This window comes from Mesorhizobium sp. M0001, from assembly GCF_040324255.1.
Classification (GTDB): Bacteria; Pseudomonadota; Alphaproteobacteria; order Rhizobiales; family Rhizobiaceae; genus Mesorhizobium.
In genome coordinates, this window is sequence record NZ_JAMYVS010000002.1 from 166164 (window position 1) to 185000 (window position 18837).

At 63.7% G+C, this 18837-nt stretch carries 12 protein-coding genes; 9 read left to right on the plus strand and 3 right to left on the minus strand.

Annotated features, from left to right (window positions below):
• Positions 1-55 precede the first annotated feature (55 nt).
• The gene (locus NKK50_RS05825; RefSeq protein ID WP_023822812.1) at positions 56-355 is read right to left on the minus strand and encodes an antibiotic biosynthesis monooxygenase family protein; all 300 of its coding nucleotides are present in this window, start codon (positions 353-355) and stop codon (positions 56-58) included.
• Entirely contained in the window at positions 352-2193 is a 1842-nt protein-coding gene (locus tag NKK50_RS05830) for a CHASE3 domain-containing protein (RefSeq protein WP_023833363.1), read from the minus strand. Before NKK50_RS05830 ends, NKK50_RS05825 begins: the two co-directional genes overlap by 4 nt.
• Positions 2194-2438: 245 nt before the next feature.
• Between NKK50_RS05830 and NKK50_RS05835 the strand changes: the two genes are divergently transcribed.
• The 9 genes from NKK50_RS05835 to NKK50_RS05875 all read left to right on the plus strand — a co-directional run bounded on the left by NKK50_RS05835 (position 2439) and on the right by NKK50_RS05875 (position 16019).
• Entirely contained in the window at positions 2439-3692 is a 1254-nt protein-coding gene (locus NKK50_RS05835) for an aspartate kinase (protein ID WP_023672973.1), read from the plus strand.
• 83 nt (positions 3693-3775) lie between these two features.
• Positions 3776-6046, plus strand: a complete 2271-nt coding sequence (gene ptsP, locus NKK50_RS05840; protein ID WP_023672972.1) for a phosphoenolpyruvate--protein phosphotransferase — start codon at positions 3776-3778, stop codon at positions 6044-6046.
• Between the two features lie 8 nt (positions 6047-6054).
• Positions 6055-7134 carry a peptide chain release factor 1 gene (gene prfA / locus NKK50_RS05845; RefSeq protein ID WP_023686670.1) on the plus strand — a complete coding sequence of 360 codons (1080 nt, stop codon included), beginning with the start codon at positions 6055-6057 and terminating at the stop codon, positions 7132-7134.
• Entirely contained in the window at positions 7127-8005 is an 879-nt protein-coding gene (gene prmC / locus NKK50_RS05850) for a peptide chain release factor N(5)-glutamine methyltransferase (protein ID WP_023686669.1), read from the plus strand. Before prfA ends, prmC begins: the two co-directional genes overlap by 8 nt.
• Before the next feature lie 303 nt (positions 8006-8308).
• Positions 8309-9304 carry a DUF4167 domain-containing protein gene (locus NKK50_RS05855; protein ID WP_023686668.1) on the plus strand — a complete coding sequence of 332 codons (996 nt, stop codon included), beginning with the start codon at positions 8309-8311 and terminating at the stop codon, positions 9302-9304.
• A 208-nt stretch (positions 9305-9512) separates the two neighbouring features.
• A complete protein-coding gene (gene clpB, locus NKK50_RS05860) occupies positions 9513-12119 on the plus strand; it encodes an ATP-dependent chaperone ClpB (protein WP_023672968.1) in 2607 nt (868 codons plus the stop codon).
• A gap of 71 nt (positions 12120-12190) precedes the next feature.
• A complete protein-coding gene (locus NKK50_RS05865; protein WP_023685771.1) occupies positions 12191-12547 on the plus strand; it encodes an MmcQ/YjbR family DNA-binding protein in 357 nt (118 codons plus the stop codon).
• 292 nt (positions 12548-12839) lie between these two features.
• Positions 12840-14357, plus strand: coding sequence for a L,D-transpeptidase family protein (locus NKK50_RS05870; RefSeq protein ID WP_352543173.1), 1518 nt, complete (start codon positions 12840-12842; stop codon positions 14355-14357).
• Positions 14358-14459: 102 nt separating this feature from the next.
• Positions 14460-16019, plus strand: coding sequence for an MFS transporter (locus tag NKK50_RS05875; RefSeq protein ID WP_352543174.1), 1560 nt, complete (start codon positions 14460-14462; stop codon positions 16017-16019).
• Positions 16020-16192: 173 nt separating this feature from the next.
• Here the strand turns inward: NKK50_RS05875 and NKK50_RS05880 are convergent, their stop codons facing one another.
• Positions 16193-18163 (minus strand): M23 family metallopeptidase, encoded by a 1971-nt coding sequence (locus NKK50_RS05880; RefSeq protein WP_023686664.1) that lies wholly within the window; start codon positions 18161-18163, stop codon positions 16193-16195.
• Positions 18164-18837: the final 674 nt, after the last annotated feature.

Below are 18837 nucleotides of genomic sequence, written 5' to 3' on the forward strand. Positions count from 1 at the left end.
GGGTGCCGGGGCAAGAAAGTCAAGGCCGGTTTTATGCGACTGCTGGCAAGTCGACCTAGGGCCTCGAGATCACAATCGCCGCATGTCCCATCTCAACACTCGCGGGATCGATGGCCCGCATCGCTTCGCAATCGCCGATCTCGGCCATGATGCGGCCCGCGGCGGCGAGAGCCTGCTCGCGACTTCGCCAGCGCACGACATCGACCCAGCTGCCATCGTCCCGCCGCGCCAGGCAGCGGTTTACGAAACCAGGTTGCCGCGCCAGCCAGTCGGCGACCAGGTTGTTGGCGGCGGCAAAGCCCGCTTCCGCTCCAGGCTTGAGGCGAAAGGTGACGATTTCCAGGGTCTCGGTCATTTTGCGTCCAGCACGTCGCGCAATTTCGCCGCCAGCTGCTCGATGGTGAAGGGCTTGGCCAGGAAATGCACGTCATGGTCGAGCACGCCATTGTGGACGACGGCGTTCCTGGTGAAGCCGGTGGTGAAGATCACCTTCAGCTTCGGCATGCGCGCCAGCGCCTCCTCCGCGAGCTTGCGGCCATTCATCACCGGCATGACGATATCGGTGAACATGAGCGCCACACCAGGGTTGTCGCCCAGCTTTTCCAGCGCTTCCTGGCCGCTTGCGGCATGAATGACGGTGTAGCCGAGTTCGCGCATGGCATCGGCGGTGGAAGCCCGCACGCGTGGATCGTCCTCCACGACAAGGATGGTTTCGGTGACCGGCACGGCAGGATTTCCGGCTCGTTCCGAAGATATGGCGGCCTCTTCCGGGCCGAAGAAGCGCGGCAGGTAGATCCTGATCGTGGTGCCTTGGCCGGGTTCCGAGTAGATCTTGACGTGTCCGCCGGACTGTTTGACGAAGCCGAACACTTGGCTCAGCCCGAGGCCGGTGCCCTTGTCGACCGGCTTGGTGGTGAAAAATGGCTCGAAAGCCCGCTCCATGACGTCCGCCGGCATGCCGGCGCCGGTGTCGCTGACCGCGATCATCACATACTGGCCGGCTTTGACCTCGGCATGGGTGGCGGCGTAGCTCTCGTCGAGGTGGCTGTTGGCGGTCTCGATGGTCATCTTGCCGTCCTCGCCCATGGCGTCGCGCGCATTGACCGCCAGATTGAGAATGGCATTTTCGAGCTGGCTCGGATCGGCATGGGTCTTCCACAGGCCGCCAGCCAGCACGGTTTCGATGCGGATGGTTTCGCCGAGCGCCCGCCGAAGCAGGTCCGACATGCCGGCGACCAGACGATTGGCGTCTACAACCTGAGGCGCGAGCGGCTGCTGGCGCGAGAAGGCAAGCAGCCGTGACGTCAAGTTTGCGGCCCGGGTCGCCGCATCGGTCGCCGCTTCGATGAATTTCATGATGTCGTGCTCGCCCCGCGCCAGCTTGCGCTGGGCGAGGTTCATGGCGCTGATGATCACCGCCAGCATGTTGTTGAAATCGTGGGCGATACCGCCGGTCAGCTGGCCCACAGCCTCCATCTTCTGCATCTGGCGGATCTGCGATTCGGCCTTTTCACGCGTCTGGATTTCGTTGCCGAGCTCGATGTTCTTGCGCATCAGCTCTTCCTGGGCGATCGCCACTGCGCGGAACCGGCGGCGCGAAAGGCGAACCGTGTAGGCGCCAAGCAGGAAGATCGCCAGCAGCGCCGCTATCGAGCCGATTCGCAGCCAGTTTTCGACCAGGTCGGTATGAGCGTCGCGCGCGGCGATGGCTGCGCCGCCAATGCGCCGGATCGTGTCCATGCTGGCCCGGATCTGGTCCATGGCGGCCTTGCCCTGGCCGCTGCGGACCAGTTCCAGAGCTTTTGCCGCATCGCCGCGATCGTAGAGTGCAATCGTCTCAGCCAATTCGGCCTGGTTTTGTGAAAGCGCGTCCTTGACGTGGTTGATCTGCTGCACGAGTTCGTCGTCGGGCGCGGTCATGCCGTCGATGCGGGCAAGCTGGCCCGGAATGGCGTCGACCGCCTGCCGATAAGGCTGGAGGTAGGATTTCTCGCCGGTCAGGAGATAGCCGCGCTGGCTGGTCTCGGCCTCCTGAGCCATCGTAAGCAAACCGGAAAGCAATTCCTGATACTCGACCGCCTGGCGCGCGGCCTCACGATTGGCTCTCTGGGTCTCGACCAGCACGGCGCGTGTGCCGACGATCAACGCCAGCACGGCGAAGCCGATGAACAGCGGCAGCGATTGCCACCGCATGGCGCGTCGAAGGCGAACAATCATTCGATATGCCGGACCAAAAGGAGTTTCCCGCGGGCAGCATTTGGTAAGCGGCGGCGGGGCCGAACGCAATATGCCGCGATCCTGAAGCCGGCATCCGCCGCCAGCCTTGCGAAACCGTGATCATTTGGCTAAGGAGGCGCGCATTCAGCGGCCGGCTTCTGTCGAGCGCTTACTTCCCCTTTCGGTCCTGGGCCGGCTTCAGTCAAAGGCATTTCGCTTCCATGGCGCGCATCGTGATGAAATTCGGCGGAACCTCCGTCGCCGACATCGCCCGCATCCGCAATGTGGCGCGTCACGTCAAACGCGAGGTCGATGCCGGCCATGAGGTCGCTGTCGTGGTTTCGGCGATGGCGGGCAAGACCAATGAACTGGTTGGCTGGACGCGCGAAGCCTCGCCCATGCACGACGCGCGCGAGTATGACGCCGTGGTCGCCTCGGGCGAGCAGGTGACTGCCGGCCTGCTGGCGATCACACTGCAGAATATGGGCGTCCATGCCCGCTCCTGGCAGGGCTGGCAGATCCCGATCAAGACCGACAACGCGCATGGCGCGGCGCGCATCCTCGAAATTGACGGCGCGTTCCTGATCAAGCGCTTCGGCGAGGGCCAGGTGGCTGTCGTCGCCGGCTTCCAGGGCATCGGCCCGGACAACCGCATCGCCACGCTCGGCCGCGGCGGCTCCGACACAAGCGCGGTGGCCATTGCCGCGGCGGTCAAGGCCGACCGCTGCGACATCTACACCGATGTCGACGGCGTCTACACCACCGATCCGCGCATCGAGCCGAAGGCGCGGCGGCTCAACAAGATTTCGTTCGAGGAAATGCTCGAAATGGCCTCGCTCGGCGCCAAGGTCTTGCAGGTGCGCTCGGTCGAGCTTGCCATGGTGCACAGGGTGCGTACGTTCGTGCGGTCGTCCTTCGACGATCCCGATGCGCCCGGAATGGGGGATTTGCTCAATCCTCCGGGAACGCTTATTTGCGACGAGGAAGAGATCGTGGAACAGCAGGTCGTCACCGGAATTGCCTACGCCAAGGACGAAGCGCAGATTTCTCTGCGCCGCGTTGGCGACCGCCCGGGCGTTGCCGCCGGCATTTTCGGCCCGCTGGCCGAGGCCAACATCAATGTCGACATGATCGTCCAGAACATCTCAGAGGACGGCAAGTTCACCGACATGACCTTCACCGTGCCGTCCGGCGACGTGGACAAGGCGCTGGCCGTGCTGGAGCGTCTGAAGGCTTCGATCGGCTATGACGTGGTGCAGTCGGAAGCCGGCATGTCGAAGGTTTCGGTCATCGGCATCGGCATGCGCAGCCATGCCGGTGTGGCCGCCACCGCTTTCAAGGCGCTGGCCGACAAGGCGATCAACATCCGCGCCATCACCACCTCCGAGATCAAGATTTCGATACTGATCGACGGTCCCTACACGGAACTCGCGGTTCGCACTTTGCATTCCGTGTACGGTCTGGATAAGCAGTAGCGAGAGCGATTTGAGTTGTTGCGTGTGCGCCGGTGGCAGTGGAAACTGCGGCGGGCAAAATGCCCATTGGAGAAGAAGCCGCGATGCGTGATACGGCCAGTGGCCCGCGCGTTCTGCTGAAACGGCTCCGCGAGCTCATGCAGGAGCCGCTGGAGCCGCAGGAGCGGCTCGACCGGATCGTGCGCGACATCGCCTCCAACATGGTCGCCGAGGTCTGCTCGCTCTATGTGCTGCGCGCCGATTCGGTGCTCGAACTCTATGCCACCGAAGGTCTGAACCCGAACGCCGTCCATTTGGCGCAGCTGCGGCTGGGGCAGGGCCTCGTCGGCACCATTGCCGCCAGCGCGCGGCCGCTCAACCTCTCCAATGCGCAGGAACATCCGGCCTTCGCCTACCTGCCGGAGACCGGCGAAGAGATCTACAATTCCTTCCTCGGCGTGCCGGTACTAAGGGCAGGGCGCACGCTCGGCGTGCTGGTGGTGCAGAACAAGACCATGCGCCACTACCGCGACGACGAGGTCGAGGCGCTGGAAACGACCGCCATGGTGATCGCCGAGATGATCGCCACCGGCGATCTCGCGCGCCTGACCCGGCCCGGCCTCGAACTCGACCTGCGCCGTCCCGTCAGCTTTACCGGCCTGTCCTTCAACGAGGGTGTCGGCCTCGGCCATGTCGTGCTGCATGAGCCACGCATCGTCGTCACCAATCTGTTCAACGAGGACAGTGAGGAAGAGGTGCGCCGGCTGGAGACGTCGCTCGGTTCGCTCAGGCTTTCCATCGACGACATGCTGGAGCGGCGCGATGTCGCCTTCGAGGGAGAACATCGCGAGGTGCTCGAGGCGTATCGCATGTTTGCCAACGACCGCGGCTGGGTGCGCCGGCTGGAAGAGGCGATCCGCAACGGCCTGACGGCGGAAGCGGCGGTGGAAAAGGTGCAGAGCGACATGCGCGCCCGCATGCTGCACATGACCGATCCTTATTTGCGCGAGAGGATGAGCGACTTCGACGATCTCGCCAACCGGCTGCTGCGCCAGCTGATGGGGCGCGGGCCTGACGACGTCGCGGCGTCACTGCCGAAGGATGCCATCCTGGTCGCGCGCTCGATGGGCGCGGCCGAACTGCTTGATTATCCCAGGGACAAGCTGCGCGGCGTGGTGCTGGAAGACGGCGCTGCCACCAGCCATGTCGTCATCGTAGCGCGCGCCATGGGCATTCCGGTCGCCGGCCAGATGAAGGGCGCCGTTTCCATGGCGGAAAACGGCGATGCCATCATCGTCGACGGCGAGGAAGGCACCATCCATCTGCGGCCGCAGCCCGACCTCGAAGCTGCCTATGCCGAAAAAGTGCGCTTCCGGGCGCGCCGGCAGGAAGTCTACCGGGAACTGCGCAAGAAGCCGTCGGTGACCAAGGACGGCGTCCAGGTCGACCTGCTGATGAATGCGGGCCTGGCCGTCGACCTGCCGCAGCTGGCCGAGGCGGGTGCGGCCGGCATCGGCCTGTTCCGCACCGAATTGCAGTTCATGGTCGCCTCGACCTTCCCGCGCGCCGAGGCGCAGGAGCGGCTCTACCGCGACGTGCTGGACGCGGCGCGTGGCAAGCCGGTCACCTTCCGCACCATCGACATCGGCGGCGACAAGGTGCTGCCCTACTTCAAGGGCGCTGTCCAGGAAGAAAACCCTGCGCTCGGCTGGCGCGCGATCCGGCTGACGCTCGACCGGCCGGGTCTGCTCAGGACCCAGATCCGCGCTCTGCTGAAGGCCTGCGGCGGGCGCGAACTGAAGCTGATGCTGCCGATGGTGACCGAGCTCGGCGAAATCGCCCAGGCGCGCGAGATCATCGACCGCGAAGTGCGGCATCTCTCCCGCTTTGCCCACCATCTGCCGACCAGCCTCAAGGTGGGCGCCATGCTGGAAGTGCCGTCGCTGCTGTTCCAGCTCGACGAGTTGATGAAGGCGGTCGATTTCGTCTCGGTCGGCTCCAACGACCTGTTCCAGTTCGTCATGGCGGTCGATCGGGGGAACACGCAGCTCTCCGACCGCTTCGACACGCTGTCGACGCCGTTCCTGCGGGTTCTGAAGCAGATCGCCGACGCCGGGGTTCGCAACCACACGCCGGTGACGCTGTGCGGCGAGCTTGCCGGAAAACCCATTTCCGCCATGGCGCTGATCGGCCTCGGCTACCGCTCGATCTCGATGTCTCCAGCCTCGATCGGCCCGGTCAAGGCGATGTTGACCGAACTGCCACTGGAGGAATTGGAGGCTTTCTTTGCCGACAATCTGATGGCGCCAGCTCAAGGGCTGCCGATGCGAGCGCTGCTGCAGGCCTTCGCCGACGACCGCTCCATCCCGCTATAGCATTAGCCATGGTCAATCTTCCCCGCGAGCGTATGGATCAGGTCGTCAAGCGTTTCGAGATGCTCGAAGCGCAGATGTCGGCCGGCCCGGCAGCCGATGCCTATGTGAAGATGGCTTCCGAATATGCCGAGCTGCAGGACATGGTGGCCAAGGTCAGGGAACTGCGCTCAGTCGAGCGCGAGCAAGCCGACCTCGAGGCGATGCTTGCCGACAAGGGCACCGACGCCGAGATGCGGGCCCTGGCGGAGGCAGATTTGCCGGGCGTCGAAGCGCGAATCGAAGAGCTGCAGAAGGACATCCAGATCCTGCTGTTGCCCAAGGACGCGGCCGACGACAAGAACGCCATCCTTGAAATCCGCGCCGGCACCGGCGGCGATGAGGCGGCATTGTTCGCCGGCGACCTGTTTCGCATGTATGAGCGCTATGCCGCCGAACGCGGCTGGCGCTTCGAGACGGTGTCGGCCAGCGACGGCGACGCCGGCGGCTTCAAGGAAATCATCGCCACCATTTCCGGTAGGGGAGTCTTTGCCAATCTGAAGTTTGAATCCGGCGTGCACCGCGTGCAGCGCGTGCCGGCGACCGAGGCCAGCGGGCGCATCCACACTTCGGCGGCGACGGTTGCCGTACTGCCGGAGGCCGAAGAGGTCGACATCGACATTCGCGCCGAAGACATCCGTATCGACACGATGCGCGCCTCGGGTTCGGGCGGCCAGCACGTCAACACCACCGATTCTGCGGTGCGCATCACCCATTTGCCGACCGGCATCATGGTGGTGCAGGCGGAGAAGTCGCAGCATCAGAACCGGGCGAAAGCCATGCAGATTCTGCGTGCGCGGCTTTACGACCTCGAGCGCAGCAAGGCGGACGAGGAGCGCTCGGAGTCACGCAAATCGCAGGTTGGTTCGGGCGACCGTTCGGAGCGCATCCGCACCTACAACTTCCCGCAGGGCCGCCTTACCGACCATCGTATCAACCTGACGCTCTACAAGCTCGACCGGGTGATGATGGGCGAGCTCGATGAGGTCATCAATGCGCTGATCGCCGACCATCAGTCGAAGCTGCTCGCCGATATCGGCTTCGATGGCTGACATGTTGCCCGGCGCGCTCGGGCCGTTGTTGCGGGTGGCGCGGGAGCGGCTTGCCGCGGCCGGCCTTTCCGACCCGGCGCTGGATGCCAGGCTTATCGTCGAGCATTTTTCCGGCACGGACCGTACGCAGGCGATCGCCGACCCGCAACGGACGGTCGATGCGGGTGCGGTTGCCGCAATCGGCGCTGCTCTGCAGCGCCGCATGGCCGGCGAACCGGTTCACCGCATCCTCGGGTTTCGCGAGTTTTACGGCCTGCGGCTGTCGCTGTCGCCGGAAACGCTGGAGCCGCGGCCGGACACCGAAACGCTGGTCGAGGCGATCCTGCCTTTTGCCGGCGCGACGGCCGAAAGGCTGGGGGAATGCCGTATCCTCGATCTCGGCACCGGTACCGGCGCGATTGCGCTGGCGCTGCTCAGCGCGGTTCCGGCCGCGACCGCCACCGGGGTCGATATTTCACAAGACGCGCTGGCAACCGCGATACGTAATGCCGAGCAACTCGGACTCGCCGGCCGGTTCGTGGGGCTGCATTCCGACTGGTTCGAAAAAGTTTCGGGCCGATACCATGTAATTGCCGCAAACCCTCCCTATATATCGTCTGGAGACATTGGAAATCTGCAGGACGAAGTCCGCGATTTCGATCCGCACAGAGCCCTTGATGGCGGTGTGGACGGTCTTGGCCCCTACAGGATCATCGCCGCCGAGGCGGCAAAGTTTCTGGAAGCAGAAGGCAAGATAGCGGTCGAGATCGGCCACTCGCAGCGCAATGAGGTCAGAGACATATTCGCGGCAGCCGGCTACAGGCTGGCCGGGGCATTCGTCGATCTTGGCGGAAACGACAGGGTTCTTATGTTTGAACAGGGAAAGCCTTGATGCAGTGCAAAAAAGCGCTTGGCAATGCCGGGGAATGCGGCTAGGGTCCGCCCTAACCGGATGAGACGAAGCAGGCAGTGCTCTTAGCGATTCGGTTTTCCTTGGAAATAGCTGCCTTCTTGCGCAAACGACGCCCAAGCTTCGTGCGGGAATCGTCCGGCAAGTGATGTAACCGGAACGGGATGACACGTGGCGCCAACGCAATTGATGCGGGCGAACGCCGGTGAAGAAACGAACGGCTGGCTGCATGAGCGCCTCCGTTCGTGAAACGTTTTTCGAAAATTTCAAAATGAAGAGAGTCTTATGAGGCCACAACAGCAGAACAGGCGCATGCGCGGTCGCAACAACAATGGCGGCGGCGGTGGCAACAACAATAACAACAACAACAACCGCAAGGGCCCAAATCCCCTGACGCGCAACTACGAGAGCAACGGCCCGGACGTGAAAATCCGTGGATCGGCTCAGCAGATCGCCGAAAAATACGCCACTCTGGCCCGTGATGCGCAAAGCTCCGGCGACCGGGTTATGGCGGAAAATTACCTCCAGCACGCCGAGCACTACAACCGCATCATTGCCGCCGCACAGGCGCAGATGCCGATCCAGAATGCCCCGCAGAACCGCGACGAATTCGACGACGATGAAGATCGCGACGATTTTGACAATGCCGGCAGCGGCAATGGCGGCGAGACGCAAGCGCCGATGGCGAACCACGGCAACGGTCCGCAGCCGACGATTGAGGGCACGCCGGCCGAACTCGCATACGGCCAGGAAAACGGCCGCGAGAACAACAGTGGCCGTGATAATAATGGCCGTGACAATAATGGCCGCAACAACAACGGCCGCGACAACAATGGCCGCAACCGTGACCGCCGCCCCAATGGCGGCTATGGCCAGAACGACCAGCGTGGCGACTTTGCCCAGCGTGGCGAGCAGAACGGCCAGCGCGGCGACCAGCAGCGCTTCACCGAAACCCCGGCACAGGCGGAAACCGTTTCCGCGGTTGAGCCCGAAGCCGAGAGCGGTTTCTCCGAGTCGGCGCCGCTGTACGAAAACCTGTCGCCGGCGGCTCTTGCCGCCCGGGCCGAACTCAATGAGGCAGCCGCCGAGAGCGGCGCTGCCCGTCGCCCGCGGCGTCCGCGCCGCCCGCGCAACAATGCCGATCAGGTCGGTGACGAACAGTCTGGTGGTGGCCAGGTGGTGGATGGCGCCGGCGAGACCGCTGCCGCTGTTGACGTGGTTGATGCGGCGCCGGCCGAAAGCCCTGCCGGCGACCCGTTCGCCGTCGACGCCAACAACTGACCCACAAGACATAAGTCGATGAAACGGCGGAGAGAGATCTCCGCCGTTTTCGTTTGCTCGGCCATGCAATATCATCAGCCGGACGTCTTGAGCGGCAATGGCTTGCGCCCCATATCTGGCGTGAACTGGACCCGGCTCGGATGAGCGGGTCCGTCACCGCAATCTGATCCGGTGCCGCAAAGCGGGCCGGTGATGGAAGGAGACAGATATGAACCTCGAAAAATACTCCGAGCGCGTCCGCGGATTCATTCAGTCCGCCCAGACCATGGCGCTCTCGCGCAATCACCAGCAATTCACTCCCGAACATATGCTGAAGGTCCTCGTCGATGACGATGAGGGGCTGGCCGCCTCGCTGATCGAGCGGGCCGGCGGCAACGTGCGCGACGTCAAGCTTGGCGTCGAGACCGCCCTTGAGGCCATGCCCAAGGTGGAAGGCGGCAACGGCCAGCTTTATCTGGCGCAGCCGCTGGCCAAGGTGTTTTCGACCGCCGAGGAATTGGCCAAGAAAGCCGGCGACAGTTTTGTCACGGTCGAGCGACTGCTGCAGGCGCTGGCGATGGAGAAGTCGGCCAAGACGGCCGATATCCTGTCCAAGGCCGGCGTCACAGCGCAGGCGCTGAACCAGGTGATCAACGACGTCCGCAAGGGCCGTACCGCCGATTCGGCGAGCGCCGAGCAGGGCTATGACGCGCTGAAGAAATACGCGCGCGACCTCACCGCCGATGCCCGCGCCGGCAAGCTCGACCCTGTGATTGGCCGCGACGACGAGATCCGCCGCACCATCCAGGTGCTGTCGCGGCGTACCAAGAACAACCCGGTGCTGATCGGCGAGCCGGGCGTCGGCAAAACGGCGATCGCCGAAGGCCTGGCGCTGCGCATCGTCAATGGCGACGTGCCCGAATCGCTGAAGGACAAGCAGTTGATGGCGCTCGACATGGGCGCGCTGATTGCCGGCGCCAAATATCGCGGCGAGTTCGAGGAGCGGCTGAAGGCCGTGCTCAACGAAGTCACCTCGGCGGCCGGCGGCATCATCCTGTTCATCGACGAGATGCACACGCTGGTCGGCGCCGGCAAGGCCGATGGCGCCATGGACGCTTCGAACCTGTTGAAGCCGGCGCTGGCGCGCGGCGAACTGCACTGCGTCGGCGCGACCACGCTCGATGAATACAGGAAGCATGTCGAGAAGGACGCGGCCCTTGCCCGCCGGTTCCAGCCGGTCTTCGTCAACGAGCCGTCGGTGGAAGATACCGTGTCGATCCTGCGTGGCCTGAAGGAGAAGTACGAGCAGCACCACAAGGTGCGCATCTCGGATTCGGCGCTGGTCGCGGCGGCGACCTTGTCCAACCGCTACATCGCCGACCGTTTCCTGCCGGACAAGGCGATCGACCTTGTCGACGAAGCCGCGTCGCGGCTGAGGATGCAGGTCGATTCCAAGCCCGAGGCGCTGGACGAGATCGATCGCCGCATCATGCAGCTCAAGATCGAGCGCGAGGCACTGAAGGTCGAGAAGGACGAGGCGTCAAAGGACCGGCTCGCGCGTCTCGAAAAGGAACTCGTCGGCCTCGAGGAGGAATCGACCGAGATCACCGCCAAATGGCAGTCGGAAAAGCAGAAGCTTGGCCTCGCCGCTGACCTCAAGAAGCAGCTCGACGCGGCCCGCAACGACCTCGCCATTGCCCAGCGCAAGGGTGAATTCCAGCGCGCCGGCGAGCTTGCCTATGGCAAGATCCCGGAACTGGAAAAGAAGCTGAAGGAAGCCGAAGCCCAGGACGGCAAGGCCGGCATGGTCGAAGAGGTGGTCACGCCCGACCACGTCGCCCATATCGTGTCGCGTTGGACCGGCATTCCAGTCGACAAGATGCTGCAGGGCGAGCGCGACAAGCTGCTGCGCATGGAAGACGAGATCGGCAAGCGAGTCGTCGGCCAGGGCGAAGCGGTACAGGCGGTGTCCAAGGCCGTGCGTCGTGCCCGGGCCGGGCTGCAGGATCCGAACCGGCCGATCGGCTCGTTCATGTTCCTCGGACCGACCGGCGTCGGCAAGACCGAACTGACCAAGGCGCTGGCCAATTTCCTGTTCGACGACGAGAGCGCCATGGTGCGCATCGACATGTCGGAATACATGGAGAAGCACTCGGTCGCCCGGCTGATCGGAGCGCCTCCCGGTTATGTCGGCTATGAGGAAGGCGGTGCGCTGACCGAAGCGGTGCGGCGCCGGCCCTATCAGGTCGTGCTGTTCGACGAGATCGAGAAGGCGCATCCGGATGTCTTCAACGTGCTGTTGCAGGTGCTCGACGACGGGCGGCTGACCGACGGGCAGGGCCGCACGGTCGACTTCCGCAACACGCTGATCGTCATGACGTCGAACCTCGGCGCCGAATATCTGGTCAATCTCGGCGAAGAGCAGGACGTCGATGCCGTGCGCGACGAGGTTATGAGCGTGGTGAGAGCCTCGTTCAGGCCGGAGTTCCTCAACCGCGTCGACGAGGTGATCCTGTTCCACCGGCTGCGCCGGCAGGATATGGGCCGCATCGTCGAGATCCAGCTCAAGCGGCTGGAAAGCCTGCTCGCCGACCGCAAGATCACACTGTCGCTCGACCAGGATTCGATCGACTGGCTGGCGGCGAAGGGCTACGACCCGGCCTATGGCGCGCGGCCGCTGAAGCGGGTGATGCAGAAGGACCTGCAAGATCCGCTGGCGGAAAAAATCCTGCTTGGCGAGATACTCGACGGCTCGACCGTCAAGGTCACCGCCGGCTCCGACCGGTTGAATTTCCGGTCCAGGCCCACTGTGGTGCCGACCGACGCGGCAGCCTGATCCAACGCCGCGCGTCCGACCGGACGCGCGGCATTTTCTTATGAAACAACAATCCTTTGACGGGGGTGCAGATGACGCTGGACGACTACAACAGCTTCTGCGCCTCGCTGCCGCAGACGACGCATGTCGTGCAGTGGGGCGGGGCCGATGTCTGGAAAGTCGGTGGCAAGGTCTTCACCATCGCCGGCCATGACCGGGAGGGTGGCGTCTTCGTCACCTTCAAATGCTCTGAAATGGCTTATGACGTGCTGAAGGATCAGCCCGGCTGCCGGCCGGCGCCCTATCTCGCCTCGCGCGGCATGAAATGGATCCAGCGTCAGACAAGCCAGAGCATGGATGATGATGCGCTGAAGGACTATCTCGGCGAAAGCCACCGCCTCGTCGTCCTCAAGCTGACGAAGCAGACGCGCAAGGAATTGGGCCTGTAGCAACCAGTAATCCGCCATCTTCATGCCCGGTTCATGTTGGAAAGCTTATGTTGTGGTTTGCTGGCGAAGGGGTTTGCCTGCAGGCTTTTGACGATCAGGGCGTTCCTTGCGCATCCAAACGGTGGCGAGAACGTTCTGGTGGGAACACTGCCGGGCGGCGGCAATTACGCATGACCCCGAAAATCGAAGTTCGATTTTCGGAAAGGATCATGCGCAGACATGAAGTGTTACAGCGTCCTCTGCGCGTCCAAACGGACGCGCGGCGCTGTAAGTACCGGAGAGTTTGACCACCATGTTCCGCACGATCCTTGCCTTTTCGGTGCTCGCCGCCGGGCTGCTCACGTCCAGCGCCATGGCATCGCCGACTGTGGACAACGCACTGCCGGCCTTCCGCGCCGCCGATAGCGGCGGCATTGTGCTTGCCCAGGACGGCAATCTCGACATCTATTACGACGCCAGGGGCAACCGCGTCATCGTCGATGCCGAGACCGGCAAGGTCATCGCCATCCAGCCGCCGCAGACCAGGCTCGACCGCCGCGCGCTGCGCCGGGAAATGCGGGCACGTGAGCTTGGACGCGCACCGGTCGAAGACGACGACCGCTACTATCTCGACGATCCCGAAGACATGGCGCGTTTCCGCCGCAGGCAACTGGACGATCAGGGACGAATCCCCGGCCCGCCGGTTGATGAATACGATCCTGAAAGCGACAGATTCCTGGGGGCCGCTCCGCAGGATGATGCCAATGACAGCGACACCTATCCGGAAGCGCCGAAATCCGCTGAACCGCGGCCCGTCAAGCGCCAGCCGCTGAACGAAGCCTCTATCGATCCCGCCGAACCGGCGGCGCCCGCCGACCAGGCCGCGCTGCCGCCGAAAGCCGGTGGCAAGACCGTGGTCGATCCCTCGCTTTCACTCGGCGCACGCCAGGATGTAGCCGCCTTGCAGGTGCTGCTCGACCGCGCCGGCGCTTCACCCGGCGTCGTCGACGGGCGCTTCGGCTCCAATGTCGACAAGGCGCTTGCCGCCTATAACCAGATCACCGGCAGCAATCTGCGCTCGACCGACGCGGTCGGCATCCAGGCTGCGCTGGCGCAGACCGGTGGCGATGCTTTCGCCAATTATACGATCACGCCCGAGGACGCGGCCGGGCCTTATGTCGCCTCGATACCGGAGGATTACAGCCAGAAGGCGCAGCTCGACCGCATGGCTTACACCTCCGTCACCGAAGCCTTGGCCGAACGGTTCCACATGGACGAGAACTACCTGAAGGGGCTCAATCCCGAGGCCGACTTCAGCCGTCCCGGCACCATCATCAAGGTCGCCAATTTCGGCAGGCTGGTGGCGACGCCGGTTGCCCGCATCGTCGCCGACAAGGACAAGAAGCAGGTGTTCGCCTATGACGCCGGTGGCAAGCTGGTCGCGGCCTATCCGGCCACCATTGGTTCAGCCGACACGCCCTCGCCGACCGGCACTCATACGGTGTCGCGCGTCGCGCTCGATCCGAACTACACCTACAACCCCAGCATCAATTTCAAGCAGGGCCAGAACGACAAGATCCTGACCATCCCGCCGGGTCCGAACGGCCCGGTCGGCTCGGTGTGGATCGCGCTGGACAAGCCGACCTATGGCATTCACGGCACGCCCGATCCCTCCAAGATCGGCAAGACCGAAAGCCATGGCTGCGTGCGCCTGACAAATTGGGATGCGCGTGAACTGGCCAAGCTGGTGTCGCCGGGCGTCACCGTCGAGTTCGTCGGCGGTCCCTCGGCCGATGATGTTGCGGAGCAAGTGAGCGCTCCAGCGCAGTGATATCGGCCTGCCCTTAAGGCAGGCCGATATCCAAAGCTGGATTCATGAGCGCAGGGTGCTGGCTGGTTGTTGCCGGCCCGCAACAAGTCTAAGCAGACGCTCATGAAGTCTCCGAGCGAAGCCGCAGCCGTTCCCCTGACCAGGTCGCTTTCCAACGGTACATTTTGCCCGCAGTCGCAGCGCAAGTTCGTGCTGGTAGCGGCGATCCTGGCGTCAGCGCTCGGCTTCATCGACGGGTCGATCCTGGCCATTGCCATGCCGGCAATGCGCGTCGACCTCGGCGCCAGCCTGGCCGAGGTCCAGTGGATTTCCAACGCCTATGCGCTGACGCTGTCGGCGCTGATTCTGGCCGGCGGCGCCGCCGGCGACCGGTTTGGCCTCAGGCGCGCCTTCGTTGCCGGCATTGCGCTGTTCATCGTCGCTTCGCTGGCCTGCGCGGTGGCGCCGAATGCGCTGGTGCTCATCGCCTTTCGCGCCATTCAGGGCATTGGTGCGGCGATCATGGTGCCGGGCAGCCTCGCCATCATCGCCAAGGCCTATCCGAAGAAGGAGCGCGGCCGGGCGATCGGCATCTGGGCCGCCGCCTCGGCGCTGACGACTGCGCTCGGTCCGGTGCTCGGCGGCTTCGTTCTGTCGGCCTTTGGCGGCGGTATCTGGCGGGCGATCTTCGCCGTCAACCTGCCGCTCGGGCTGATCTCGATCTATCTCCTGCTGGCCAAGATTCCCGCCGACGCGCCGACGGAAAAGCGAAGCCTCGATCTCGGCGGCGCCGCTCTCGCCACGCTTGCCTTCGGGGCGCTTGCCTACGGACTGACCTCGATGAGCGCCGAAGGCAGCGGGCTGATGTCGGGGCCGAGCATCGCCGCAGGCGCCGTGCTGCTTATCATCTTCATCGTCTTCGAGCTTCGGCAGCGCGAGCCGATGATCGATCTCAAGCTGTTTCGGATCGGCGCCTTCGCCGGCGCCAACCTCGCCACCTTCTTCCTGTATTTCGCCCTGTCGGCCAATCTGTTCTACCTGCCGATGCTGTTGATCGCCGGATGGGGGCTGAGCACCAAAGAGGTCGGTTTCATCTTCCTGCCGCTGTCGGCGTCGATCGCGCTGCTGTCGGGTCTCGTCGGCCAGTGGTCGGATCGCATCGGTCCGCGTTTTCCGATCGCCAGCGGCTGCCTGGTAGTTGCCATCGCCTTTGCCGGGCTGGCTTTGCTCACTCATGCCGGCATTCACAATTTCTGGACCGGTATCTTTCCGCTGATGGCCGTGATGGGGCTCGGCATGGCGCTGGTGGTGTCGCCGCTGTCGACGGCGGTCATGACCGCGGTCGAGGACAAGGATACCGGCGCCGCTTCCGGCATCAACAATGCGGTTTCGCGCATTGGCGGGCTGATTGCTGTGGCGGCGATGGGCTCGCTCGCGGCCTGGGTCTATTCGACGATGCTCGATACCAGCGCTAGGCCGGGCATTCCGGGATTCGGCGAACCGGCATTGGCCGGCCTGGCGCCAGACCTTGATGCAACACGGCTCGCCGCCAGCGATGCGGCGTTCGCGGCCGTGTCGACAGTGACGGCCGTGCTTTGCCTGCTTGCCGCTATTATCGCCTGGGCCACCGTTTCGGGGCAAAAGCTGCCTTGGTCACGAGCCGAAGAGGAGCAGTCGACCTGATTCGGAGCCGACCCGATTCGGAATGCTCTGATGGGGCGATTATGATTCGCCGGCGTCGAGTGTGACGGCTTAAAGCGCGTCGCGCTGAAACGGATTCATACGACGCGCTTTAAGTCTTTGTTTTGACACATGTCCTTGTCCCAGAGCCGCGGCACACTTCTGGGCGACATGCATTAGCCTTCGATCTTGGCGCTCGCGACCTTCAGCGGATTGCTGTCTTCCTGCTTGAGCAGTTCATCGATGCGCTCGCGCTCGCGCTTGAAAGCGACCAGGTCGTCGCCCTTCAGCACCTTGCCGACCGGCAGACGCACGCGCATCGGGTCGACCTTGGTGCCGTTGACGATCAGCTCGTAGTGAAGATGCGGACCGGTGGAGAGGCCGGTCTGACCGAGGAAGCCGATGGTCTGGCCCTGGCGGACATGAACGCCCGGTTCGATGCCTTTGGCAAAGGCGCTCTGGTGATTGTAGGAGGTCTCGTAGCCATTGGCATGGCGGATGATGATCTGTTTGCCGTAGCCGCCGGCCCAGCCGGCCTTTTCGATGGTGCCGTTGCCGGCGGCGATGATCGGCGTTCCGATCGGCGCCGCCCAGTCGACGCCGGTATGCATGCGGACATAACCGAGGATCGGATGTCGGCGGGCGCCGAAGCCGGAGCGGAATTTCCCGGCCGGCAGGGGATTGCGCAGCAGGAACTGCTCGGCGCTCGATCCATCCTCGTCGAAATAGTCGGTCGAGCCGTCCTGCATCTGGAAGCGGTAGAAATTGCGTGTCTGGCCGCCGAAGGTCGACGAGACATAGAGCAGTTCCGATTCGTCGGAGGCCTGGTCGTCGCCGTCAGGCTGCGAGAACAGCACGTCGATGCGGTCCGATGGATTGAGCCTGGACTGGAAGTCGACGCCGGAGGCCAGGAGCTTGACCAATTGCTGGGTCAGCTTCTTCGACATGCCATAGGAATAGGCGGCGCGGTAGATGCCGTCATAGACGTTCGGCAGATTGCCGCGCACCACCACCGGTGCCGACGAATCGTCGAACGCGGTCAGCAATTCGGGGTTCGGCTCCGGTTCCTGCGCCGGCACATACTGGCCGCGGTCGTCGAGCGCGATGGTGACGATGTGCGTTGTCTTGTCATAGACGCTGGTGCGAACGACCTTGGCGGCGTCGCCATGTACCTCGAGCCCGACCCGCAGCACGGTTCCGGCCTTCAGCGCCGGTGCGTTGAGCAGCTTGCCGATCGCCTCCGCCATGCCGGTGGCGTCATCGCCCGTATAGCCCGAATCAGCGAAAGCCTCGGCAATGTCGCGGTCCCTGGTGAAGGGAATGATTTCCTCGGCGAAAGCCGGGGTCTGGTCGTCGAGCGCGACGCGCGGCGCCACCGAGACGTTTTCCGGCACGATCTTGACGTCGTAGGAGCCGGCCATCGATTCGGCGAAGGCATCGCCGAATCGCTGCGGGTCGACATAATGCAGCGAGGCGACCTGCACGGCGCCGTCGCTGAGGTCGGTGCCGGCTTCGCGCACCACTTTTTCCACCTCGTCGGCGGACAGGTCGCTTTTCTCGTCGAAGGAGGCCGTCTCGACCGGGAAATCGACCGTCTTCAGACTCATCTCGCTTTCGACCTTGGCGCCGTAGATCTGGCCCCCAACTGCGGAAGCCGTCGCCGGCTGCGCCGGCGTCGAGTCGCCATCGTCGCCGAACACCTGCATCGGGTCGAAAGGCGGATAGGCGCGGTTGGTGGTGTGGCCGGCGGCCAGCGCCATCTTGATCTGCACGAACGGCATGGTGTGGATAACGTCGCGGTCACCGACCTTGGTCACCATCGACACTTCCATGCGCCGGCGGTCCTTGGCCTTGGCGATCTGGCGCGGCGCCACCAGCCTGGTGGTCTTGGCGACCTCGCCGGAATCGCCGCCGCTTTCGAGCTGGGCCAGTTCGGCGATTTCGGGCGGGGTTGCCAGCTGCTGGCGGCCGTCAAGGGCGGCAAACAACGCCACGCCCATCAGCACACTCGAGGTCACGCCGGTAAGAAAGGTGCCCGACAGCCAGCGCGCCGAAACCTCGCGCCGGTCGGGCGGGCCGCTGCGGCCATCCGCGATCAGCGGCGGCTCATTGCCGAGTTCGGCTATGACATCTTCCGTGTCTGGCATCCAGAAAGGCTGCTTCTTCCCCGGGCGGAACGGCTTTTCGCTTCTGTTGGGCCATGACATTTGCCTGTCACGGCGAGTGAAGTCAACGAAGCGGCGAAATCCCCACGCACACGCTCTGTTTTACAGCCCCTTACAGAGAGGCGACTTTATCCTCTTATAGGAGCCTCCTAAATCCTCTTGTAGGAGGGTCCGAACCGGTGATGCGCAGACCCCGCTTTGGCTCTTATAGGAAGGCACCTTGCGGGCCGCGCCGAGCCCTTCTTTGTTGGCCTTGGTGTCGAACGGCAATGCGGCGGCAATAGGGCTCCTTTTTGGCAACGCCAATGTTCCCTTGGGGCAGTCCGCCGGCGCCAAACTTCTGTCGCAAAAAGTTCAAAAACATCGTCGATGACTGTTGACAGTTCTGGTTGGTGGCGACTATATACGCCTCACGAACGAGGGCGGTGCGCCGCTGGCGGCGAAGCAGTTTGCTTCTGAGAAGCCCTTGTGAGAATTCAAGAGAGCCGCGTAAGCGACACTCGGACGGCCCCGAAGCCAGAGGTGGAACGGGCCACGACATTGCGTGAAGTGATGTCTGTTCTTTGAAAATTGAATATTGAAGAAAGAGAAACGTGGGCGGCAGAGTCCTGCTGAACCTCTTATCCCGCCAGGGATAGAAGGTTCGAACGAGACTT